This window comes from Paractinoplanes tereljensis, assembly GCF_016862435.1.
Taxonomy (GTDB): Bacteria; Actinomycetota; Actinomycetes; order Mycobacteriales; family Micromonosporaceae; genus Actinoplanes; species Actinoplanes tereljensis.
The window spans coordinates 88,562-109,215 of sequence record NZ_BOMY01000007.1 but is presented as its reverse complement, the minus strand read 5'-3'; the positions used below and the strand labels follow the sequence as shown (position 1 = coordinate 109,215).

Genomic DNA, 20,654 nt, shown 5'->3' with positions numbered 1-20,654 from the left:
CACATGACCGCCGGAACGGTGCAAGGATGAGGGGTCGATCGGAGGACCCCACCGTGAAGAAGCAGCCGGTCCTGATCACCGATGCCGCCCGCAGCCAGAACGATCAGTTCCGGAGCCGGCAGATCCGTTACGTGTCGATGATGAGCGTGCGGGCCGCCTGTCTCATCCTGGGTGCCGTCCTGATCAGTTTCCGCCCGCCGTGGCTGGGGCTCTGGCTCGTCCTCTGCGCCGCCGGCATGGTCTTCCTGCCCTGGGCGGCCGTCCTGATCGCGAACGACCGGCCGGCCAAGTCCAAGGCCGAGCGGGCCGCCTCGGCCCTGGAACGGGAGCAACAGCAGCAGGCCGCCCTGGCCCAGCAGCCCGTTGACGAGGTGGAATATCTGACGATCGACGGCGAGCACTGGACCGAGCCGGAGCGCCACCCGCGCTAGGGGCGGGCTCCGACCTTCGCGACGGCTTCGGCGCCGAGGGCGGCGCCGGCCGCGAGCGCGGCCTGCGGCGTGCCGCCGGAACACCAGCTGGCGATCAGGCCGGCCGCGAAGGCATCTCCGGCCCCGGTCGGATCCTTCATCGGTACGCGGGTGGAGCGCCCCCGCCAGATCTGACCGTCCCCGGCCCAGCAGGCCCCGGCCGCTCCCTGTTTCACCACCACGTTCCGCACCGTGGCGGCGAGCCGGTCGGCCTGCGCCGCGGCGGAACCGGGCCCGGCCAGCACGTCGGCCTCGTCGGCGTTGCACAGGAGCAGGTCGGTACCGCGTACCCAGGTCAGGAAAGCCTCGGCCCCCACCGACCGCAAGGGGGCCGCCGAGGCCGCGTCGACGCTCGTGGTCATTCCTCGGTCTGAGGCCGCCGCCAGGGCGGCGAGGCCGGCCGCCCGGGACCCGTCATGCAGCAGCGGATATCCGGAAAGATGCAGGTGGCGGGCGGTCGACGCGGTGATGGCGGCGACCACGTCGGCCGGCTCGAGCAACAGCGACGCACCTCGGTCGGTGATCATCGTGCGTTCGTCCGGCCCGGCCAGCACCACCACACTGCCGGTCGGCGCGCCGACGTGCGCGCGCACCGCGCACCGCACCCCGGCCGCCACCAGCTCGGCTACCCGGTCCCGCCCGGCCGGATCGTCGCCGACCGCGGCGACCAGCGTCACCGGCACCCCGGCGTGGGCCAGCCAGGCCGCCGTGTTCGCGGCCTGACCACCGCCGCGCACCGTGATGGACGCGTTGGTGTCCGACCCGATCTGGATCGGGCCGGAGTGCTCCACCAGGACGTCGGTGACCAGGTCGCCGACCACGATCACGCGCTGAAGCCCACCGGTGCCGGTGCGGGGGTGTGCGCCGCCGCGATCTGCGCGGCCAGCGCCGCGTTACGCAGGATGATCCGCACGTTGACCGCGAGGCTCTGCCCCTCGGTGCTGGAGTGGAAGTGCGACAGCAGGAACGGGGTGACCGCCTTGCCGGTGATGTGGTGGCTGGCCAGCAGGTCGAGGCCCTCGGCCAGGGTGCGGTCGTGCAGCACCGGGTCGAGTTGCTCGCCGATCGGCAGCGGGTTGGCCAGGATCAGCGCACCGGCCCCGACGCCCTGGTCGGTGCGGGCCCGCATGACGTCGGCGACCTGGTCGGCCGAGTCGAGCTCCCAGTCCACGTCGAAGCCGCCGTCGGTGATGAAGAAGCCGGGGAAACGCCTGGTGCGGTAACCGGCCACCGCGACGCCGAGCGTCTCCAGCCGCTCCAGGGTGGCGCCCACGTCGAGGATTGATTTCACCCCGGCACAGACCACCACGATCGGCGTGCGGGCCAGCGTGACCAGGTCGGCCGACTCGTCGAAGGTGACGCTCGCCTCCCGGTGCACCCCGCCCAGGCCGCCGGTGGCGAACACGCCGATCTCGGCGGCCGCGGCGACCGCGCTGGTGGCGGCAACCGTGGTGGCGCCGTCGGCCCGCTTGGCGGCGGCCACCGCCAGGTCGCGGACGCTGAGCTTGGCCACCCCCTCGGCCAGCGCCAGGTGCTCGATCTGGCTGTCGTCGAGGCCGACGACAAGCTTGCCGCCGATCATGCCGATGGTGGCGGGCACGGCGCCGTTGTCCCGGACGGTCTGCTCGATCTCGCGCGCCACCCGCAGGTTGTCCGGGTGGGGGAGACCGTGGGAGATGATCGTGCTCTCCAGCGCGACCACCGGCCGGCCGTCCCGGCGGGCACGGGTCACGTGCTCGCCGTATTGAATCGCGAAGTCAGTCACGACACCTACGTTACGGCGCCCGCCCCGGCCGCCGACGTTGGACCGCTTCGGCGTGAGGTGTCAGACTTGCTGGTCGGAGCGTGCATACCGTCCGCCGCGCTGGGGGCGCCGGCGGTTTCTTTTCTGAAGGGCTGATGTCGTGACCACGCAGATCCTGGAGCGCCCGGAGACCAAGGACGCGGACACCGGGCCGGAGATGTTCCATTACGTCAAGAAGGAGAAGATCGCCGAGAGCGCGGTCATGGGCACCTACGTCGTAGCGCTGTGCGGGGAGAAGTTCCCGGTGACCAAGACGCCGAAGAAGGGCGCCCCGGTCTGTCCGCAGTGCAAGGAGATCTACGAGTCGATGAAGCACTGAACTTCCTACTCGTCGGTGATCTGGTCGGCGTCGCGGTTTTCGCCGCCTCGGGGGCGTCGGCGGCGGTCGCCAAGCGGCTCGACCTGTTCGGTGTGGCATTGGTCGGTTTCGTCGCGGCGCTCGGCGGCGGCATCCTGCGCGATCTCGTGATCGGCGCGGTGCCGCCGCTCGCCTTCGCCGACTGGCGGTACGCGGTCACCGCGGTGCTCGCCTCGATCGCCGTGTTCTGGCTGCATCCCCAGCTCAACCGGCTGCGCCGGACGGTGCTGCTGCTGGATGCGGCCGGACTCGGGCTGTTCACCGTCACCGGCACCCTCAAGGCCCTCGACGCAGGCGTGCCACCGGTCGGCGCCTGCCTCATCGGCATGCTTACCGCCATCGGCGGCGGCCTGGCCCGGGACCTGCTGACCGGCGAGATCCCGGTCGTCCTGCAGCGTGACATCTACGCGATCGTCGCCCTCGGCGGAGCGATTCTTGTCACCATCATGCGCGAGATCGGCCTGTCCGGGCCCGGCCCGATGGCGCTCGGAGCCGTGCTCATCACCGGTTTGCGGCTGCTCGCGCTGTACCGGCGGTGGTCCGCGCCGATCGCGGTGCCCTGACCGCGGGGTGGCTATGCTGGTTCGCGCCCCCGCCCGTCGGGGGCGATTTTGTTGAAGGGGACCTTTCCGCGCGTGAGCCCGCCTTTACCTAACCTCGATACCTTTCCGGCGCTGCGTGACTGGCAGCGCAAGGCTCTGGTGACCTACCTTCGCCGACCCGGTCAGGACTTCATGGCCGTGGCCACGCCGGGTGCCGGCAAGACCACGTTCGCCCTGCGCATCGCGGCCGAGCTGCTCGCGCACGGCACCGTCGAGGCGGTCACCGTGGTCTGCCCCACCGAGCACCTGAAGACCCAGTGGGCGAACGCCGCGGCCCGGGTCGGCATCCAGCTCGACCCGATGTTCCGCAACTCGGACGTGCACTCGTCCCGCGACTTCCACGGTGCCGTGCTCACCTACGCCCAGGTCGGCATGGCCCCGCAGGTGCACCGCCGGCGCACGATGACCCGGTCCACCTTCGTCATCCTCGACGAGATCCACCACGCCGGCGACTCGCGCACCTGGGGTGACGGGGTCAAGTCGGCGTTCGACGAGGCCGAGCGGCGGCTGATGCTCACCGGCACCCCGTTCCGCTCGGACGACAACCCGATCCCGTTCGTCACCTACGAGCGCGGCAACGACGGGCTGCAGCGGTCCCGGGCCGACTCGGTCTACGGCTACTCCGACGCGCTGCGCGACGGGGTCGTGCGGCCGGTGCTCTTCATGGCGTACTCGGGGGAGACCCGCTGGCGCACCAACGCCGGCGACGAGCTCGCGGCCCGGCTCGGCGAGCCGATGACCAAGGACCTGATCGCCCAGGCCTGGCGCACCGCGCTGGATCACCGCGGCGGCTGGATGCCGCAGGTGCTGCGGGCCGCCGACGCCCGGCTGTCCAAGCTGCGGTCGGCCGGCATCGCCGATGCCGGCGGCCTGGTGATCGCGAGCGACCAGCAAACCGCCCGGGCGTACGCGAAACTGCTGCACGAGATCACCGGCGAGCCGGCCGTGGTGGTGCTCTCCGACGACGACGGCTCCTCCGGCCGGATCGCCTCGTTCGCCGAGTCGGACCAGCGCTGGATGGTGGCCGTCCGGATGGTGTCCGAGGGCGTCGACATCCCGCGCCTGTCCGTCGGCGTCTACGCCACCAGTGCCTCGACCCCGCTGTACTTCGCCCAGGCGATCGGCCGCTTCGTGCGGTCCCGGCTGCCCGGCGAGACGGCCACCGTGTTCCTGCCCAGCGTGCCGCACCTGCTCGGGCTGGCCAGCGAGATGGAGGCGCAGCGCGACCACATCCTCGGCGCCCCCAAGGAGAAGGACGGGCTGGACGACGACCTGCTCGAGAAGGCGCAGCGTGCGGAGGACGCGTCCGGCGACCTGGAGAAGCAGTTCGAGGCGCTGTCCGCGAGCGCCGAGCTGGACCAGGTCATCTACGACGGCACCTCGTTCGGCACCGGTGCGCTCAGCGGCACCGCCGAGGAGGCGGCCTACCTCGGGCTGCCCGGCCTGCTGACGCCGGACGAGGTGACCATGCTGCTCAACCGCCGGCAGACCGAGCAGCTCACCGCTCAGAAGCGGCAGAAAGCCGCTGAGCCGGTCCCGGAGCCCCGAAAACCGGAAGTCGTGCCGATGTCCGCCGGGGAGCGTCGTAACAGCCTCCGGCGCCAGCTGAACACCCTTGTCGCCGCGCACCACCACCGCACCAACCTGCCGCACGGCAAGATCCACGCGGAACTCCGCCGGCTCTGCGGCGGCCCGCCCAGTGCCCAGGCCACCATCGAGCAGCTCGAGGAGCGGATCGCGACGATCCAGACCCTCTGAGCTCGCAATGTTAAGTCCTCTTGACGTCAAGAACTCTTGACGTCAGGATGGACGCATGACGACGGACGTGCTCGACCGCGTGGTGCGGTGGAATCTGGATCTCGACGGCGACCTGTACGGCGACGAGCGGGAGCGTCTCCGGTGGTATGAGGGGATCACCGCGGCTTCCTCGCTGCAGACCCTGCTCATCCCGTGGGCGGCGGCGATCATGGTGTGGTCGCTGGGTAAGCCTTCAGTGGTGCCGCTCGCGGTCGTCATGGCGCTTTACTGGGTGCCGTTGATGCTCAGCCAGCTGTACGTGTTGCGCCGCAAGGTCGACACCACCCCGCGCGGGTGGGGCGCCAAGCGCGTCGTGCTGCTCGTGCTGACCACCGTGCCGTACCTGGGCTTCGTGGTCGGCGCGATGTATGCGTGGGACCCCGACGGCGAGACCTGGATCGGCGCGATCGTGGGCGGGGTCGTCGGCGCCGTCTGCACGGTGGTGATCACCAACGTCAAGATCCGGCGGCGCAACCGGCTCGAGGCGCTGGCCGGGGACGAGGACTGATGGCGCCACCGTCCGGCCCGGTGCGGGCCGCGGAGACCGACGGTGCGGCGGGGACGCGCATCCGGGCCGCCCGCAAGGAGGCCGGCCTCACCCAGCAGGGCCTGTCGGCGGCGGTGGCGGTCAGCCGGCAGACCATCATCGCGATGGAGACCGGCGATTACGCACCCTCGGTCTACCTGGCCATCAAGGTGGCCCGGGCACTCGGGGTCAGCGTCGAGGACCTCTGGGGAACGGAGACATGAAAGGGGCGCCCCCACACCCGGGGCGCCCCTTTCGTACGTCTACTTCGGGGGATCTAGTTGGAGTTAGACATCATGTCCGCGCCGCGCCACGTGAACTCCGGATCCGCCGCGTACTGCACTGCGATCTTCACCAGGTCTTCGGCATACCGGTTGGCGTGGTGTCCGCAGAACACCAGCTCACTTCCACCAGCCAGAGTCAAACGGAGCTTTCCGGCTGCATTGCAGCGGTCGCACCGTTCATCGGCTGCTGTGCCGGCCAGACTTCCCGCCGGCGGCGTGAGGGTCGGGGTCATCGCCTTCCTCCTCTGTTCGTCACCGATGAACATGTTCCTCGGCTACTGCTCACACATCGTGCAACACCCTGCACCGTTGCAGCCTTCCCACAGTGCCCCGGGGGGACCGAGGTCACACGTGTTCCGACTAGTGTGCCGTGATCCAAGGGTGCCACGTCAACGATCACTTCTACACAACGGTCTGATCACCACCCGACGATGTACGAGTGGTGACCAAACAGACACGTTGTGTTGACTGAACGACTTAATCCAGGTAGTCGCGAAGGACCTGAGACCGCGACGGGTGTCGCAATTTCGACATGGTCTTCGACTCGATCTGCCGGATGCGCTCCCGGGTGACCCCGTAGACCTGACCGATCTCGTCCAGCGTGCGCGGCTGGCCGTCGGTAAGGCCGAAGCGCAGCCGGACCACGCCGGCCTCGCGCTCGGAGAGCGTCTGCAGCACCTGCTGCAGCTGGTCCTGCAGAAGCGAGAAAGAGACCGCGTCGACGGCGACGACCGCCTCGGAGTCCTCGATGAAGTCGCCCAGCTGGCTGTCGCCCTCGTCGCCGATCGTCTGGTCGAGCGAGATCGGCTCGCGAGCGTACTGCTGGATCTCCAGAACCTTCTCCGGAGTGATGTCCATCTCCTTGGCCAGCTCTTCCGGAGTGGGCTCGCGACCCAGGTCCTGGAGCAGCTCACGCTGTATGCGGCCCAGTTTGTTGATCACTTCCACCATGTGCACCGGGATGCGGATGGTGCGGGCCTGGTCGGCCATGGCCCGGGTGATGGCCTGGCGGATCCACCACGTCGCGTACGTGGAGAACTTGTAGCCCTTGGTGTAGTCGAACTTCTCGACCGCGCGGATCAGGCCGAGGTTGCCCTCTTGGATGAGGTCGAGGAAGGCCATGCCACGGCCGGTGTAGCGCTTGGCCAGCGACACCACCAGACGCAGGTTGGCCTCGAGCAGGTGGTTCTTGGCCCGCTCGCCGTCGCGGCCGATCCAGCGCAGGTCGCGCTCCATCGTCCGCTCGAGCTTCTCCTCGCCCTCCTCGGAGGCGCGCAGCCGCTCGGCCGCGTAGAGCCCGGCCTCGATGCGCTTGGCCAGCTCGACCTCCTGCTCGGCGTTGAGCAGCGGGACCTTGCCGATCTGCTTGAGGTAGGCGCGGACCGAGTCGGCCGAGGCGGTCAGCTCGGCGTCCCGCCGGGCCTGCTTGAGTGCTTCCGACTCCTCGTCGTCCCACTCGAAGTCGCCGTCGGTCGCGGAACTCGCGGCGTCGGTCGCGGCGGCGGCCACCATGGCGGCCGGCTCCTCGACGACGACGTCCTCGATCTCGGCGGCGAGCTCCTCGGGGGAGATCTCGCCGTCCTCCGGGCCCTCGCCGGGCTTGCCCGGGGCCGCCTTCTTGGCCGGACCGGCCGCGGCTTTCTTGGCCGGAGCCGTCCGCTTCGCCGGCGCGGCGGCCTTGGCCGCTGTCGCCTCGCCCTCCGCGGTGACCTGCTTGGGCGGGGCCGCCTTCTTGGCCGGTGCGGCCTTGGCGGTGGTGGCCTTCGATGCGGGCGTGGCGGCACGGGCCGCCGAGACCTTGGGACGGCGGGTGCTGGCCGACCCGTCCACGACCACGGTGATGTCGGCGTCGACGAGACCGCGCAGGATCTTCTTCGCCTGTGCCGGGTTCACCTGGGCGGACTCGAGCGTGCGAGCGACCTCAGCCGACGTGAGCTGCCCGCCCGCGCCCTGTGCATGGGCGATCAGGGCCTCGGTGAGAGAACGAACGTCGGCACCGTTCTGGTGGGCTTCTGTCACGAATGACCTTCCGGAGGCGATGAGGTTGTGCACGGCCATGAGCCCAGCACAGCGCACGGCGAAGAGGCTGGCCGGTGTTGGTGTGGGGAGCCCCCGGGACGCGGACGATCGGAGCTTCGGACGTTCGCGAAAACGTGGGCAGGGGTGAATTGTAGCGCCGTCCGATCAGATCCTCCCGCCGCAGCACGCCGCAAGGGGGTCGCCGACCTCGCCGGAGACGCCCGGCGCGATGATGGTAACGGCGAAAGGGCGGACAAGTGAGTGAGATTCGGGCGGCATCGACGGCGGGCGAGTTGCTGGAGATAGCGCTGCCGATAGCGCGTACGGCCGCGGAAACCGCGCGCCGGATGCGGGCCGAGGCGATCACCGACGTCCAGACCAAGAGCACCCGCACCGATGTCGTGACGGCGGCCGATCGAGCCGTCGAACGCCAAGTGATCAACGCGTTGCGTTCGGCGCGCCCGGGTGACGGCGTGCTCGGCGAGGAGTACGGCGACACGGCTTCCGAGCCCGGATCGCCGGTGCGCTGGATCCTCGACCCGATCGACGGAACGGTGAACTACCTCTACGGCCTCCCGCAGTACGCGGTCTCGCTGGCCGCCGAGGTCGACGGCGTGGTGCAGGCCGGCGTGGTGATCAACGCGGCGACCGGCGACGAGTGGACCGCGACCCGGGGCGGCGGCGCCTGGCGCGACGGCCGGCGGCTGCGCTGCTCGGACGCCACCGACCTGGCCCAGTCGCTGGTCGGCACCGGCTTCGGCTACGACGCCAAGCGGCGCGCTCACCAGGGTGCCGTGCTGGCCCAGTTGATCACCCAGGTGCGTGACATCCGGCGATTCGGGGCGGCCGCCCTGGATCTGTGTGCGGTCGGCGAGGGACTGCTCGACGCGTACTTCGAGAAGGGTCTCAATCCGTGGGACCACGCGGCCGGCGGCCTGATCGCGACCGAGGCGGGCGCGACGGTAGCCGGCCTCCAGGGGGCCCCGCCCGGGCTCGACATGGTCGTGGCGGCCCCACCGGCCCTGTTCGGCCCCCTGCACGACCTCCTGGTCGAACTGGACGCCTCCGGTGGCGCCTAGGAGTCGTCGCTCTTCTTGGCCGGCTTGAGGCAGGAACCCGGCGGCAGGGTCGGCTCGCCGACCTCGACCAGCGACTGGTTGACCTCGGTGGTCGTCGCGAGCTGCCGGAACTGGCTGCCGATGACGATGTCGATGAGGGTGCCCTTGCGCTTGGCGTTGTATTCCATCTTCGACTGGGCCAGGAAGTACGCCCGGAGCAGCTGGGCGCGGCCGACGCTGTCCGGACCGAACCGGATGAGCGCGACGCCCTTGAACTTCGTCTTGCTCTCGGCCGGCTTCTGCACGGTGAAGCGCCGGTTTTTGAACTCGTTGGTGACGCTGTCGGCCAACCCGGCGGTGTTCGTGCCGTTGTATACCTTCACGGTGACCTCGGCCGGATCGTCCGGGAGGGTAACGTCGGCGAGCGGGGCGCCCGCCGGGCAGTCCTCACCGGCCGCCGCACCACCCTGGGTGTCGCGGACCAGGGCCGTGATCACGAAGACGACCGCGGCCACGGCGAGCACGCCGACGACGACGAGCGCTCGGACGCGGGCAAAACTCATGGGGCTGGCTCCAGATCGGGTGGCGGGATCTGTCGAGAGGTTAGCGTCTGTGCGCCAGGCGTGCGGAAACAGGGAATCGTTCCGGCGCGCCGACGATGATCCAGAGCGTTGTGCCCCTACCTTGATGTCGCCTCGGTCACATCGGGAACAATGGGCCGCCTGTACGCGTACAAGCATGCCGCTACGGCGGTATGGTTCCGCGCTCACCGGGGCAGTTTCGTCAGGTCAGCACAAGTGTCAGAAATCGTCCGGCGGATGCGGGAACCGAAACCTCGTCACAGGCGTTACTAACGCCAAGTGACACATCGATACAGGAGAGTGAAAACCGATGGCCACCGACTACGACGCCCCGCGTCGCGATGAGGTCGACCTCGGCGAGGACAGCCTCGAGGAGCTCAAAGCCCGTCGAGCTGACTCGCAGTCGGGCTCAGTGGACGTCGACGAGGTCGAGGTGGCGGAGAGCTTCGAGCTGCCCGGCGCCGACCTGGCCGACGAGGAACTGACCGTCAAGGTTCTGCCCATGCAGTCCGACGAGTTCCGCTGTGCCCGCTGTTTCCTGGTGCACCACCGCAGCCAGCTGGCCGCGGAGCGCAACGGGGAGCTGATCTGCCGCGAGTGTGCCTGATCGGGCACTCGCGCGCAGGCGCGCCACCACCCGGCCGCCGCGGAGCGGTCGGGCGTGCGGGCGTTCCCTAGTTTGAGAAGGGGACACCATCGGGCATCAGGCACCCGAGCCGATGCGACGCACGACGGGAGGACGACGATGAGCCACCCGGACCACCTCGAGGCCAACGGCGCCGGGGGCGAGCCGCCGGAACCGAACGACACCGAGCTGAGCCGTACGGTTGCCGCGCTGACCGCCGACGACCTGGAGCCGGCCGGCCGCCGGGAGCTACTCGGGCGACTGGTGGGTGACATCCGCCGGCGTGGGCTGGGCCAGCTGTTCCGGCCGCGGGCCGCGCTGCGCTGGATGGCCGACGTGGTCACCGACGTGGCTCCACACGTCCCGATTCGGGACAAAGCCACCCTGCACCGGCATTTTCCGGGCCTCGACGAGGACGATCTGGCCGAGCGCCTGATCCGGAACGCGGCCCGGGCCACGGCCGGGGTCGGCGCGGTCGGCGGCGGTGTTGCCGCCGTCGAGTGGGTCGCTCCGCCCACCCTGCTGTCCGCGCCCATCCTGCTGGCCGCCGAGACGGTGGCGGTGGTCGCGATCGAGCTGAAGCTGCTGGGCGAGCTGCACGAGGTCTACGGACGGCCGGTCGTGGGCAGCCCGGGGCAGCGCGCGCTGTCCCTGATCCAGGCCTGGTCCGGTCAGCGGGGCGTCAACCCGCTGCTGCCCGGGGTCGGCGTCGGAGCGGTGCTGGGCACGGCCGCGCGCCGCGACCTGCAGAAGACCCTGCTGCGCCGGTTCGGGCGCAGCCTGAGCACGCTGGGGCCGCTGCTGACCGGTGCGGCGGTGGCCGGCTTCCTGAACCGGCGGGCGACCCACTCGCTGGGCGAGCACGTGCGGAAGGACCTGAGGCGCGCGCGCCCCAAGATCATCGAAGGTTAGCGGCGTTCAGCAGCGCGGTCGCCAGCTCCACCGGGCGGCGGGTGCTGATCACCCAGAACGGCGTGGGGTCGGCCGGGTCGTCCAGCAGCACCTGCACGGCCGGCCCGATCCACGGCCGCTGAATGATGAAGGCGAGCGGGTGCGCGCCCACACCGAGCGCCTCCCGCTTGCCGGCCGCGTCGAGCGCCACCACGTCCGAGATCACCGACAGCGGCAGGCGGGCGTCGTCGACAAGCAGTTCGTCGGCCGTCACCACCACCCGGATCCGGCTCACCCAGAGCAGCCCGGCCGCGGTGAGCGGCAGCAGCACGGCGAACGGCTGCCACGCGGGCATGCCTTCGAAGCCGATCAGCAGCTCGAAGCCGACGATCAGGTCGACCACCAGCGCGCCCACCCAGGCCGGCCAGGTCAGCCGTAGCCGTTCGGTGTAAGCGGCCGGTGTCGTGGTGCGCGCGGGGGACTCCGGTGTCACCCTGGGAAGGGTACGGCGCGCCTCCGTGGCCGGGCACGGCAGGATGGCAGGGTTGGTTCCCGCCCCGCCGATGCATCAGTGAGGAAGCTTGTCTTGACCGATGTAGTCATTCCGATCCGCCGACTCGACCCTGACCTGCCGCTGCCGGCCTACTCGCACCCCGGCGACGCGGGCGCCGATCTGGTCGCGGCCGAGGACGCCGAGCTCGTTCCGGGCGGCCGTGCGGCGGTGCGCACCGGCATCGCCGTGGCCATCCCGGACGGCTACGTCGGGCTCGTGCACCCGCGCTCCGGGCTGGCCGCTCGGCTGGGTGTGACCGTCCTCAACGCGCCCGGTACGGTCGACGCCGGCTACCGCGGCGAAATTCTGGTGATCCTGGTCAATCACGATCGGGCGACGACAGTGAAGATCTCTCGCGGCGACCGCATCGCCCAGCTGGTCGTCCAGCGGGTGGAGCGAGCTGTTTTCCACGTGGTCGACTCCCTCGACGACACCGCACGCGGCATCGGCGGCACCGGGTCGACCGGCGGGCACCAGTCTTTGAGTTCGGAAGGTGGCAAGGATGTTCTCCCGTAAGCGCGGCGGTCCGAAGCACGTGCGTGCGACCGACGCACCCCCGTCGGAGGCGCTTGAGCGCAGCCTCGCGGCCGACGACGAACCGCCGGCCCCCGACCAAGGCCCGTGGGACTCCCGGCACGCCCCGGACGGCGTGCAGCGGCTCGACCTGGGCAGCCTGCAGATCCCCGCGATCGAGGGCGTCGAGGTCCGGGTCCAGGCCAACCCGGAGGGCGGCGTCGAGCAGATCGTGCTCGTCGACGGCGAGAGCGCGCTGCAGCTCGGCGTCTTCGCGGCGCCGAAGAGCGAAGGCATCTGGGACGAGGTGCGCGCCGAGATCGCCGAGGCCATGACGGCCGACGGGGTGGCCGCCCGCGAGACCACCGGACCGTACGGAATCGAGCTGATCGCCCGGGTCAACACCCCGGACGGGCCGGCCGACGTCCGGTTCGTCGGGGTGGACGGCCCGCGCTGGATGGTCCGCGCCCTGTACCAGGGCGCGGCCGCGGCCGACCCGGGCCGGGAGGGCGCGCTCGCCGAGGTGCTCTCCGGTCTGGTCGTGGTTCGTGACCAGGAGGCTCGTCCGGTCCGTGAGGCGCTGCCGCTGCAGCTGCCCAAGGAGATGACCGAGCAGGCTCAGGCCGAGGCCGCGCAGGCGGGACCACCCGGGGCCAACGGAGCGCCGCAGTAACTCCGGGCCGGTGACGGAGGTCACCGGCAGCGATTCCGGCGTACCGTGGATGGACGGCACATGCGCAAACTGTGCCGTCCATCCCCACGGCGGGTCGAGGAGAGGGTCATGTCGACCGACGAGCGCACTGGTCTGCGCCGATTCTTCAAGCAGCTGACCGCCACCGATTCCGAGCTCGACGCCGAGCACCTGCAGCGGGAGAGCGCCAAGTGCGGCGCGAAGCCGGCCGGCGAGTGCAGTCGCGGCCAGGTTGTCTCGGTGTCCGGGCGACTGCGCACGGTGGCGTACACTCCTCGAACCAACCTGCCGACGCTGGAGGCCGACCTCTACGACGGCAGCGACGTGGTCACGTTGGTCTTCCTGGGCCGCCGGTCGATCGCCGGCATCGAACCGGGGCGGCAGCTCATGGCGCGTGGCCGGATTGCCATCCGGGACGACCGTAAGGTCATCTACAACCCGTACTACGAGCTGGAGGCGCCCCGGTGACACCCGGCAACGAGCCGCGTCACGCCGCGCACGAAACCGTGGAAGAACGGCTCGCCGAGGAGGTCATCGAGGAACTCGATCTCCAGGAGGTCGAGGAACCGCTTCCCTCGATGAGCGAACAGATCGCCGAGCAGCTGGGCGGCGTCCGCGGACTCATCGAGTCGAGCCTTCCCGTTCTGGCGTTCGTCCTGCTCAACGTCCTGCTCGGGGACGCCGTCGCCGGCCTCGACAAGAAGACCGCGCTGTACTGGGCGATCGCCGGCTCGGTGTTGTCCGCGGTCGGGATCGGCGTCTACCGGCTGATCAACAAGGAGCCGGTCCGGCACGCGATCAACGGCCTGTTCGGCATCGCGGTCGGTGCCTACCTGGCCTGGCGCACCGGCGACGCCAAGAATTTCTACCTGCCCGGCATCCTGCTGACCTTCGGGCAGGCCGCGGTGCTGCTGCTCTCGGTGGTCGTCCGGAAACCCCTGATCGGTTACGCCTGGGGGATCATGGCCAACAAGGGGCATCAGGACTGGTTCGGCAACGCCCGGCTGTTCCGCGCGTTCCAGTGGCTCACCCTGGTCTGGGTGGTCTCGCTGAGCCTGCGCGCCGGAATTCAGTACTACCTGTACGCGCAGGACGAGGCGAACGCACTCGGCATCGTCCGCATCCTGATCAGCTGGCCGATCTACGCCGCCACGTTCGCCTTCACCGCCTGGGTGATCCACCGGATCACCACCGAGCAGAAGACCTCGTCAGTCGCCTAGCTCGCGGCTCTCGCTGCCCAGCACGACCGCGCGGATCTGATCCTCCACCTCGCTGGTGCAGACGAAGATCAGCTCGTCGCCGGCCTCCAGCGGGTCGTCGGGCGTCGGCACCAGCACGCGCTTGCCGCGCAGGATCGCCACCAGGGCCGCGTCCCGGGGCAGCGGCACACTGCGCACCGGCTTCCCCTCGTACGGCGCGTGCCGGGGCAGGGTGATCTCGACCAGGTTGGCCTCGCCCTGCCGGAACGTCATCAGCCGGACCAGGTCGCCGACCGTGACCGCCTCCTCGACCAGGGCGGCCATCAGGCGCGGCTTGCTGACCGAGACGTCGACACCCCACTGCTCGGTGAACAGCCACTCGTTCTCGGCCCGGTTGACCCGGGCCACCACCCGCGGCACCGCGAACTCGGTCTTGGCGAGCAGCGACACCACCAGGTTGGCCTTGTCGTCGCCGGTGGCGGCCACCACGACGTCGCAGCCGGCCACGTCGGCCTCCTCGAGGCTGGACAGCTCGCAGGCGTCGGCCAGCACCCACTCGGCCTCCGGCACCCGCTCCGGCTTCAGCTGGCGGGGCTGCCGCTCGATCAGCATGACCCGGTGGCCGTTGCCGATCAGCTCCTGCGCGATCGACCGACCTACGTTGCCGGCCCCGGCGATGGCGATCCGCATGGTCAGTGCCCTTCTCTTTGCGAGCCCGCGGCCAGATCCAGTACGTCGGCGACGGTGTCGTCGGTGACCAGCATGAAGACCTGGTCACCGTCCTGGATGACGGTCGACGGGGTGCCCAGCGTGCCCATCCCGAAGCGCATCAGGTAGGCCACCCGGGCGCCGGTCTCGTCCTCCAGCGACTTGAGCGTGCGGCCAACCCAGTCGCGGTGCAACTGGACCTCGACGATGGAGACCACGCTTGTCGGGTCGCGGAACACCTCGACGGTGCCCTCGGGCACCAGGTGCCGGAACATCCGGTCGGCGGCCCACCGGATGGTGGCCACCGTGGGGATGCCGAGCCGCTCGTAGACCTGGGCGCGGCGGGCGTCGTAGATGCGGGCCACCACCCGGGAGACGCCGAACGTCTCGCGGGCCAGCCGGGCCGAGATGATGTTGGAGTTGTCGCCGCTGGACACGGCCGCGAAGGCGTCGGCCCGCTCGATGCCGGCCGAGCGAAGCACGTCCCGGTCGAAGCCGATGCCGGTCACCGTGGTGCCGCCGAAATCGGAGCCGAGACGGCGGAAGGCGTCCGAATTCTGATCGATGACCGCGACCGAGTGGCCCCGTTCCTCGAGCTTCTGGGCGAGCGTGGAGCCGAGCCGGCCACACCCCATGATCACCACGTGCACGTGTTGCGCCCTTCCGGATCAATGCTCACGACGATGAGCGTGCCATGCGCGTGCGATGGACGGCGCCCGGGGCGGGATACATCGTGACGTGCACGCCCGTACCCTTGGCACTCGTGGCCAGTTCGACCTCCCTCGCCAAGCGGCTGCTACTGGGCAGACCGTTCCGCTCCGACAAGTTGCAGCACACTTTGCTGCCCAAGCGGATCGCCCTGCCCGTGTTCGCCAGCGACGCGCTGTCGAGCGTGGCCTACGCGCCCGACGAGATCCTGCTGACCCTTTCGATCGCCGGCGCCGGTGCCTTCATCATCTCGCCGTGGATCACCCTGGCCGTCGCGGTCGTGATGATCACGGTGGTGGCGAGCTATCGGCAGAACGTGCACGCCTACCCGTCCGGTGGCGGTGACTACGAGGTGGCCACGGTCAACCTCGGTCCGCGGGCCGGGCTGGGGGTAGGCAGCGCGCTGCTTGTCGACTACATCCTCACGGTGGCCGTGTCGACCTCGTCCGGGGTGAACAACCTCGGCTCGGTGGTGCCGTTCGTGGCCGAGCACAAGGTGCCGTTCGCGATCGCCGCGATCGCCATCCTGACCGCGCTCAACCTGCGCGGCCTGCGGGAATCGGGCACCGCGTTCGCCATCCCGACGTACGCGTTCATCGCTCTGATTCTCTTAATGATCTTGACCGGGATGTTCCGGGAGTTCATCCTCGGCCAGGATCTGCAGGCACCCAGCGCGGGCCTGGTGATCACCGCCGAGGACGACCATCTGACCAGCTTCGGGTTCGCCTACCTGCTGTTACGGACGTTCTCCTCGGGCTGTGCGGCGCTGACCGGCGTCGAGGCCATCTCCAACGGCGTGCCCGCCTTCAAGCCGCCGAAGAGCAAGAACGCCGCCACCACGCTGATGCTGCTGGGCGGCATCGCGATCGTCATGCTGGTCGGCATCGTGGTGCTGGCCCGGCTGACCCACCTGCAGTACGTCGAGGACCAGGCCACCCAGATCATCTCCGGCCCGCCCGGGTACGACCAGAAGACGGTCACCGCGCAGCTGGCCGAGACGGTCTTCGGGGCGGGCTCGTTCCTGCTCTACGCGACCGGCGCGGTCACCGCCCTGATCCTGTTCCTGGCCGCGAACACCGCCTTCAACGGCTTCCCGGTGCTCGGCTCGATCCTCGCCCAGGACCGGTACCTGCCCCGCCAGCTGCACACCCGGGGCGACCGGCTGGCCTTCTCCAACGGCATCGTGCTGCTGGCGGTGGCCGCGATCGTGCTGGTGGTGGCGTTCCAGGCGGAGACCACCCGGCTCATCCAGCTCTACATCGTGGGCGTTTTCGTGTCGTTCACGCTGTCCCAGGGCGGCATGATCCGACATTGGAACCGGCTGTTGCGCACCCAGCGTGACCCGTCCCGCCGTAGCCGGATGAAACGCTCCCGGGCGATCAACGCGTTCGGTATGGGCCTCACCGGTGCCGTGCTGATCGTCGTGCTGGTGACGAAGTTCCTGCTCGGCGCGTGGATCGCGATCGCCGCGATGGTGTTCCTCTACGTGCTGATGCTGGGCATCCGCAAGCACTACACCCGGGTGGCGCAGGAGCTGGAGCCGACCGACGAGCGGCCGGTGCTGCCCAGCCGCAACCACGCGGTCGTGCTGGTCAGCAAGGTGCACCTGCCCACCCTGCGGGCGGTGGCCTACGCCCAGGCGACCCGGCCGGACACGCTCACCGCGGTCACCGTCAACGTCGACGACAAGGACACCCGGCGGATCCAGGACGAGTGGGAGCGCCGGCAGATCCCGGTGCCGCTCACCGTCGTCGACTCGCCCTACCGGGAGATCACCCGGCCGATCATCGACTTCGTCAAGGGCATCCGCCGCGGCTCCCCGCGCGACGTGGTCACCGTCTTCGTGCCGGAGTACGTGGTCGGCCGCTGGTGGGAGAACCTGCTGCACAACCAGAGCGCGCTGCGGATCAAGGGCCGCCTGCTCTTCGAGCCGGGCGTGATGGTGACGAGCGTGCCGTGGCAGCTGCGCTCGAGTCAGGACCGCGACCTCGACCGCCTCGACCGCACCCTCAGCCGGGCGCCCAAGCGCGGTCCGCGGATCCGCGCGGAAGTCGAACAGCCGCCGATCGAGGACGAGGAAGCCCGCACATGATCTCCGATCCCAGCCTCGACCTCGTCGAGGGTGACCGCGTCGAGCTCACCGTGGGTGCGCCCGCGCACGGCGGCCATTGCGTAGCGCGACGGGACAACCGGGTCTTCTTCGTCCGGCACGCGCTTCCCGGCGAACGGGTCACCGCCGAGATCACCGAGCGGCACAAGGGCTATCTGCGGGCCGACGCGGTCGAGATCCTCGAGCCGTCGCCCGATCGGGTGAAACCCCCGTGCCCCTACGCTCATCCCGGCGGTTGCGGCGGGTGTGACCTGCAGCACGTCGCAAGCGACGCGCAGCTGCGGTGGAAGGGCGACGTCGTCCGGGAACAGCTCCGGCGGTTGGCCGGTCTGCCCGATTTTTCGGTACGCGTGGAGCCGTTGCCAGAAGCCGCATCGCCGTCCCGTCCCACCGGGTCCGAGCCGGATCGGCTGCTCGGCTGGCGCAGCCGGGTCCGGTACGCGGTGGACGCGGCGGGTCGTCCCGGGCTCCTGCAGCACCGGTCGCACCAGGTGGTGCCGGTCGATCGCTGCCGGATCGCGCACGCCGCGATCCAGGACCTCGACGTGCTCACCCACGACTGGCCGGACGCCGACGCGATCGAGGCGACCGCGTCGACCGGCGGCGACGTGGCCGTGCTGGTCCGCCCGGCCGGCGAGGGTGCCCTGCCGGTCGACGACCCGACCGACGCGGCCGCGCACGGTGGCCGGGTCCGGGTGTCCGGCCCGGCCGAGGTGACCGAGGTGGCGGGCGGGCGCGAGTGGGGCGTACCGCCGGAGGGTTTCTGGCAGGTCCACCCGGCCGCCGCCGAGACGCTCACCGCGACCGTCGTCGAACTTCTCCGGCCGGCCGCCGGCGAGACGGCCTGGGACCTGTACGGCGGGGCCGGCCTGTTCGCCGCGGCCGTGGCCGCGCGCACCGGGGCCCGCACCACCGTGGTCGAGTCCTCCCCGCTGGGCTGCGCCGCGGCCCGCGCCAACCTCACCGACCTGCCCACCATCGAGGTCGTCGAGGCCCGGGTGGAGACCGCCCTGCAGCGCCGCCGGGTCACCGGCCCGGTCGACCTGGTCGTCCTCGACCCGCCGCGGGCCGGAGCGGGGGCCCGGGTGGTCCGCGGCATCGCCGAGGCGCGGCCGCGCGCGGTCGCCTACGTGGCGTGCGACCCCGCGGCGCTGGCCCGCGACGTCGCCACCTTCCGCGACCTGGGCTGGCAGCTCACCACGCTGCGCGCCTTCGACTGCTTCCCGATGACCCAGCACATCGAGTGCGTGGCCCTCTTCGAGCCCGCCTAGGGCTCGGGGTAGCGGGGGAGGCGCAGGCGCCAGGCGAAGATCGCCCAGGTGCCGCCGGCGCAGATCAGCCAGGTCACGGCGGCGTGGGCCAGACCTCGCCAGAGGTAGTCGGGGGCGGTCGCGTCGATCGCGTAGGTGCCGATCTCGCGGGCCGACCAGAACGGCATCAGCTTGGCGACCAGGCCGGCCGGGTCGGCGAGCATCTGGACCGCGCAGATGCTGAGCAGGGCCAGGGCGCCCTCCAGCTCGCGGGGCAGGAGCGCGGCGACCAGACCGCCCAGCGGCGCCGCCAGGACCGCGGCCAGGACCATGATCAGGGCCACCGCGGCCGGGCGGTCCAGGTCTTGATCCAGCGCCGTCAGCACCCAGTAGCCGAGGGCCAGGATCACCCCGCCGCCGGTCATCGCGAGCAGCCGGCCGCCGATCACCGCGGCCGTCGAGGCGCCGCTCAGCCGCAGGCGGGGGTCGACGCCGCGGGAGGCGTTCACCACGAACAGGGTGAGGGTGGAGACCGCCCAGCCGATGCCGAGCGTCAGCATCCGCACCGACTGGCCGGTCTGGTCGCGGCGGACCAGGTAGAACCAGAGCGGCAGGGTGATCACCAGCAGCAGCGCGGTGCGCCGGCGGCTCACCTCGCGGGCGGACAGGGCCGCCACCACCAGCGCGGTCATTGGGCCGCTCCCAGGTCGTGCACGTGGTCTACGTGCTGGAGGTCGTGCAGCAGGTGGGTTACCACCACTACCGCGCGGCCGGCGTCTCGCCAGCTGTGCACCTGCTGCCAGAAGTCCAGGTAGGTGCCCTGGTCGAAGCCCTGGTAGGGCTCGTCCAGCAGGAGCAGGTCGGGGGCGTGCAACTCGCCCAGCACCAGGTTGAGCTTCTGCCGGGTGCCGCCGGACAGGTGCTGGGTGGGCTGCGACTTCGTCGGGCGCCAGGCCAGCCGGGCGGCCAGGTGCTCGCCCGTCGAGCGGGCTCGGCGCGGAGCCATCCCGGCGGCCGCGCCGAACAGGGTGAAGTGCTCGTCGGCGGTGAGCCAGTCGGCCGTGCCGGCGTCCTGCGGGACGAAACCGACCCGGCGCGTGCGCTGCACGCTGCCGCTGGTGGGCCGGGTGAGGCCGGCGCAGATGCGCAGCAGGGTGGACTTGCCGCAGCCGTTGGCGCCGACGATGGCGGCGACCTCGCCGGCCCGGACGGTCAGGTTTACCCCGTCGAGGACCGTGCGGCGCCGGTAGCGCTTGCCGACGCCGGTGAGCCGTAGCCGGACCGGGCCCTTCGCGCCGCCGAGCGGCACGGCCGCGGTCTTGAGCTCGGACAGCAGGTGCCGGGCGTAGAGGTGGGCCGGCCCGAACAGGCTGTCCGGCGCGGCCGCGCACTCGGCGGCCTGCTGGGCCGTCTCCTCGGCGAGCTGCCGGGCCCGGCCGGGCTGCACGCCGAGCCGGAGCAGCTCGGTCTCGAACCGGGAATCCCAGCCGGTCACCGTGGGTTCTCCGCCCCGGCCACGATCAGGGCGTCGATACCGGTGCGGAAGCGCTGCCACTCGCTGACCTGGGTGTCGAGTTCGGCGCGACCGGCCGGGGTTACCGCGTAGTACTTGCGGCGGGGGCCGGACTCGGACGGGCCCCAGCTCGGCTCGGCCAGGCCCTGCTGCTCCAGCCGCAACAGGGCCGGGTAGAGGGTGCCGCCGGGCACGTCGGCGACGCCGGCCGCGGCCAGGCGCTGGGCCAGGCCGTAGCCGTAGTCGGGTTTCTCCCGCAGCATCGCGAGCAGGCACAGATCGAGGAACCCGTGCAACCACGGGCGGGACACCACCATGCTAGGTAGGCTAACTGTTAAGCAGGCAGCCTTACTAGTGGGTTTGAGCCCGGCGGACCGCCACGCGCGAAAGGCGC

The 20,654-nt window shown here is 70.7% G+C and carries 26 protein-coding genes; 15 read left to right on the top strand and 11 right to left on the bottom strand.

Features of this window, described 5'->3' with window-relative positions; translation table 11 throughout:
• Positions 1 to 26: 26 nt before the first annotated feature.
• On the top strand, positions 27 to 431 hold the full coding sequence (locus tag Ate02nite_RS05595) for a DUF3099 domain-containing protein (protein WP_438871155.1): 405 nt from the start codon (positions 27 to 29) through the stop codon (positions 429 to 431).
• Here Ate02nite_RS05595 and Ate02nite_RS05590 read toward each other — a convergent pair.
• Both Ate02nite_RS05590 and Ate02nite_RS05585 read right to left on the bottom strand, forming a co-directional pair.
• Complete coding sequence (locus Ate02nite_RS05590; RefSeq protein WP_203799881.1) at positions 428 to 1,297, bottom strand: carbohydrate kinase family protein; 870 nt, start codon at positions 1,295 to 1,297, stop codon at positions 428 to 430. The genes Ate02nite_RS05595 and Ate02nite_RS05590 overlap by 4 nt on opposite strands.
• Positions 1,294 to 2,235, bottom strand: a complete 942-nt coding sequence (locus Ate02nite_RS05585; RefSeq protein WP_203799879.1) for a pseudouridine-5'-phosphate glycosidase — start codon at positions 2,233 to 2,235, stop codon at positions 1,294 to 1,296. Before Ate02nite_RS05585 ends, Ate02nite_RS05590 begins: the two co-directional genes overlap by 4 nt.
• Positions 2,236 to 2,374: 139 nt before the next feature.
• Here Ate02nite_RS05585 and Ate02nite_RS05580 point away from each other — a divergent pair, with 139 nt between their 5' ends.
• From Ate02nite_RS05580 to Ate02nite_RS05560, 5 genes are all read left to right on the top strand, one after another.
• Positions 2,375 to 2,593 (top strand): DUF3039 domain-containing protein, encoded by a 219-nt coding sequence (locus tag Ate02nite_RS05580; protein ID WP_203799877.1) that lies wholly within the window; start codon positions 2,375 to 2,377, stop codon positions 2,591 to 2,593.
• Positions 2,560 to 3,195 (top strand): trimeric intracellular cation channel family protein, encoded by a 636-nt coding sequence (locus Ate02nite_RS05575; protein ID WP_203799875.1) that lies wholly within the window; start codon positions 2,560 to 2,562, stop codon positions 3,193 to 3,195. Before Ate02nite_RS05580 ends, Ate02nite_RS05575 begins: the two co-directional genes overlap by 34 nt.
• Positions 3,196 to 3,267: 72 nt before the next feature.
• Complete coding sequence (locus Ate02nite_RS05570) at positions 3,268 to 4,992, top strand: DEAD/DEAH box helicase (RefSeq protein ID WP_203799872.1); 1,725 nt, start codon at positions 3,268 to 3,270, stop codon at positions 4,990 to 4,992.
• Between the two features lie 55 nt (positions 4,993 to 5,047).
• A complete protein-coding gene (locus Ate02nite_RS05565) occupies positions 5,048 to 5,539 on the top strand; it encodes a hypothetical protein (RefSeq protein WP_203799869.1) in 492 nt (163 codons plus the stop codon).
• Positions 5,539 to 5,781, top strand: coding sequence for a helix-turn-helix transcriptional regulator (locus Ate02nite_RS05560; protein ID WP_203799866.1), 243 nt, complete (start codon positions 5,539 to 5,541; stop codon positions 5,779 to 5,781). The genes Ate02nite_RS05565 and Ate02nite_RS05560 overlap by 1 nt, the downstream gene beginning before the upstream one ends.
• Before the next feature lie 53 nt (positions 5,782 to 5,834).
• On the opposite strand, the gene Ate02nite_RS05555 is transcribed toward Ate02nite_RS05560, so the two are convergent.
• Positions 5,835 to 6,074, bottom strand: coding sequence for a DUF7455 domain-containing protein (locus tag Ate02nite_RS05555; RefSeq protein WP_203799863.1), 240 nt, complete (start codon positions 6,072 to 6,074; stop codon positions 5,835 to 5,837).
• 244 nt (positions 6,075 to 6,318) lie between these two features.
• Positions 6,319 to 7,860 (bottom strand): RNA polymerase sigma factor, encoded by a 1,542-nt coding sequence (locus Ate02nite_RS05550; RefSeq protein ID WP_203799859.1) that lies wholly within the window; start codon positions 7,858 to 7,860, stop codon positions 6,319 to 6,321.
• Between the two features lie 257 nt (positions 7,861 to 8,117).
• Here Ate02nite_RS05550 and Ate02nite_RS05545 point away from each other — a divergent pair, with 257 nt between their 5' ends.
• On the top strand, positions 8,118 to 8,939 hold the full coding sequence (locus Ate02nite_RS05545; protein ID WP_203799857.1) for an inositol monophosphatase family protein: 822 nt from the start codon (positions 8,118 to 8,120) through the stop codon (positions 8,937 to 8,939).
• On the opposite strand, the gene Ate02nite_RS05540 is transcribed toward Ate02nite_RS05545, so the two are convergent.
• Entirely contained in the window at positions 8,936 to 9,481 is a 546-nt protein-coding gene (locus Ate02nite_RS05540) for a LytR C-terminal domain-containing protein (protein WP_203799855.1), read from the bottom strand. The two genes, Ate02nite_RS05545 and Ate02nite_RS05540, sit on opposite strands and share 4 nt — an antisense overlap.
• Positions 9,482 to 9,809: 328 nt before the next feature.
• On the opposite strand from Ate02nite_RS05540, the gene Ate02nite_RS05535 reads away from it, so the two are divergent.
• Positions 9,810 to 10,106 carry a DUF4193 domain-containing protein gene (locus Ate02nite_RS05535; RefSeq protein ID WP_030434033.1) on the top strand — a complete coding sequence of 99 codons (297 nt, stop codon included), beginning with the start codon at positions 9,810 to 9,812 and terminating at the stop codon, positions 10,104 to 10,106.
• 138 nt (positions 10,107 to 10,244) lie between these two features.
• Entirely contained in the window at positions 10,245 to 11,036 is a 792-nt protein-coding gene (locus tag Ate02nite_RS05530; RefSeq protein WP_239147140.1) for a hypothetical protein, read from the top strand.
• Here Ate02nite_RS05530 and Ate02nite_RS05525 read toward each other — a convergent pair.
• Positions 11,023 to 11,508, bottom strand: a complete 486-nt coding sequence (locus Ate02nite_RS05525; RefSeq protein WP_203799853.1) for a DUF3093 domain-containing protein — start codon at positions 11,506 to 11,508, stop codon at positions 11,023 to 11,025. The genes Ate02nite_RS05530 and Ate02nite_RS05525 overlap by 14 nt on opposite strands.
• Positions 11,509 to 11,601: 93 nt before the next feature.
• Here Ate02nite_RS05525 and dut point away from each other — a divergent pair, with 93 nt between their 5' ends.
• The 4 genes from dut (at position 11,602) to Ate02nite_RS05505 (ending at position 13,992) form a co-directional block, all read left to right on the top strand.
• Positions 11,602 to 12,084 carry a dUTP diphosphatase gene (dut, locus tag Ate02nite_RS05520; RefSeq protein WP_203799851.1) on the top strand — a complete coding sequence of 161 codons (483 nt, stop codon included), beginning with the start codon at positions 11,602 to 11,604 and terminating at the stop codon, positions 12,082 to 12,084.
• A complete protein-coding gene (locus Ate02nite_RS05515) occupies positions 12,071 to 12,754 on the top strand; it encodes a DUF3710 domain-containing protein (RefSeq protein WP_203799850.1) in 684 nt (227 codons plus the stop codon). The genes dut and Ate02nite_RS05515 overlap by 14 nt, the downstream gene beginning before the upstream one ends.
• Before the next feature lie 108 nt (positions 12,755 to 12,862).
• Positions 12,863 to 13,240, top strand: a complete 378-nt coding sequence (locus tag Ate02nite_RS05510) for an OB-fold nucleic acid binding domain-containing protein (protein ID WP_203799848.1) — start codon at positions 12,863 to 12,865, stop codon at positions 13,238 to 13,240.
• Positions 13,237 to 13,992, top strand: coding sequence for a DUF3159 domain-containing protein (locus Ate02nite_RS05505; protein WP_203799845.1), 756 nt, complete (start codon positions 13,237 to 13,239; stop codon positions 13,990 to 13,992). Before Ate02nite_RS05510 ends, Ate02nite_RS05505 begins: the two co-directional genes overlap by 4 nt.
• On the opposite strand, the gene Ate02nite_RS05500 is transcribed toward Ate02nite_RS05505, so the two are convergent.
• Positions 13,981 to 14,667 (bottom strand): potassium channel family protein, encoded by a 687-nt coding sequence (locus Ate02nite_RS05500; protein WP_203799970.1) that lies wholly within the window; start codon positions 14,665 to 14,667, stop codon positions 13,981 to 13,983. The genes Ate02nite_RS05505 and Ate02nite_RS05500 overlap by 12 nt on opposite strands.
• Positions 14,664 to 15,329 carry a potassium channel family protein gene (locus Ate02nite_RS05495; RefSeq protein ID WP_203799843.1) on the bottom strand — a complete coding sequence of 222 codons (666 nt, stop codon included), beginning with the start codon at positions 15,327 to 15,329 and terminating at the stop codon, positions 14,664 to 14,666. Before Ate02nite_RS05495 ends, Ate02nite_RS05500 begins: the two co-directional genes overlap by 4 nt.
• A 113-nt stretch (positions 15,330 to 15,442) precedes the next feature.
• On the opposite strand from Ate02nite_RS05495, the gene Ate02nite_RS05490 reads away from it, so the two are divergent.
• Together Ate02nite_RS05490 and Ate02nite_RS05485 are read left to right on the top strand one after the other, a co-directional pair.
• Positions 15,443 to 17,479 carry an APC family permease gene (locus Ate02nite_RS05490; RefSeq protein WP_239147139.1) on the top strand — a complete coding sequence of 679 codons (2,037 nt, stop codon included), beginning with the start codon at positions 15,443 to 15,445 and terminating at the stop codon, positions 17,477 to 17,479.
• Positions 17,476 to 18,768, top strand: a complete 1,293-nt coding sequence (locus Ate02nite_RS05485) for a class I SAM-dependent RNA methyltransferase (RefSeq protein ID WP_203799837.1) — start codon at positions 17,476 to 17,478, stop codon at positions 18,766 to 18,768. The genes Ate02nite_RS05490 and Ate02nite_RS05485 overlap by 4 nt, the downstream gene beginning before the upstream one ends.
• On the opposite strand, the gene Ate02nite_RS05480 is transcribed toward Ate02nite_RS05485, so the two are convergent.
• The 3 genes from Ate02nite_RS05480 to Ate02nite_RS05470 are packed head-to-tail and all read right to left on the bottom strand — an operon-like array spanning position 18,765 to position 20,577.
• Complete coding sequence (locus tag Ate02nite_RS05480; RefSeq protein ID WP_203799834.1) at positions 18,765 to 19,439, bottom strand: hypothetical protein; 675 nt, start codon at positions 19,437 to 19,439, stop codon at positions 18,765 to 18,767. The genes Ate02nite_RS05485 and Ate02nite_RS05480 overlap by 4 nt on opposite strands.
• The gene (locus Ate02nite_RS05475) at positions 19,436 to 20,242 is read right to left on the bottom strand and encodes an ABC transporter ATP-binding protein (RefSeq protein WP_239147138.1); all 807 of its coding nucleotides are present in this window, start codon (positions 20,240 to 20,242) and stop codon (positions 19,436 to 19,438) included. The genes Ate02nite_RS05480 and Ate02nite_RS05475 overlap by 4 nt, the downstream gene beginning before the upstream one ends.
• Positions 20,239 to 20,577 (bottom strand): PadR family transcriptional regulator, encoded by a 339-nt coding sequence (locus tag Ate02nite_RS05470; RefSeq protein WP_203799831.1) that lies wholly within the window; start codon positions 20,575 to 20,577, stop codon positions 20,239 to 20,241. The genes Ate02nite_RS05475 and Ate02nite_RS05470 overlap by 4 nt, the downstream gene beginning before the upstream one ends.
• Positions 20,578 to 20,654: the final 77 nt, after the last annotated feature.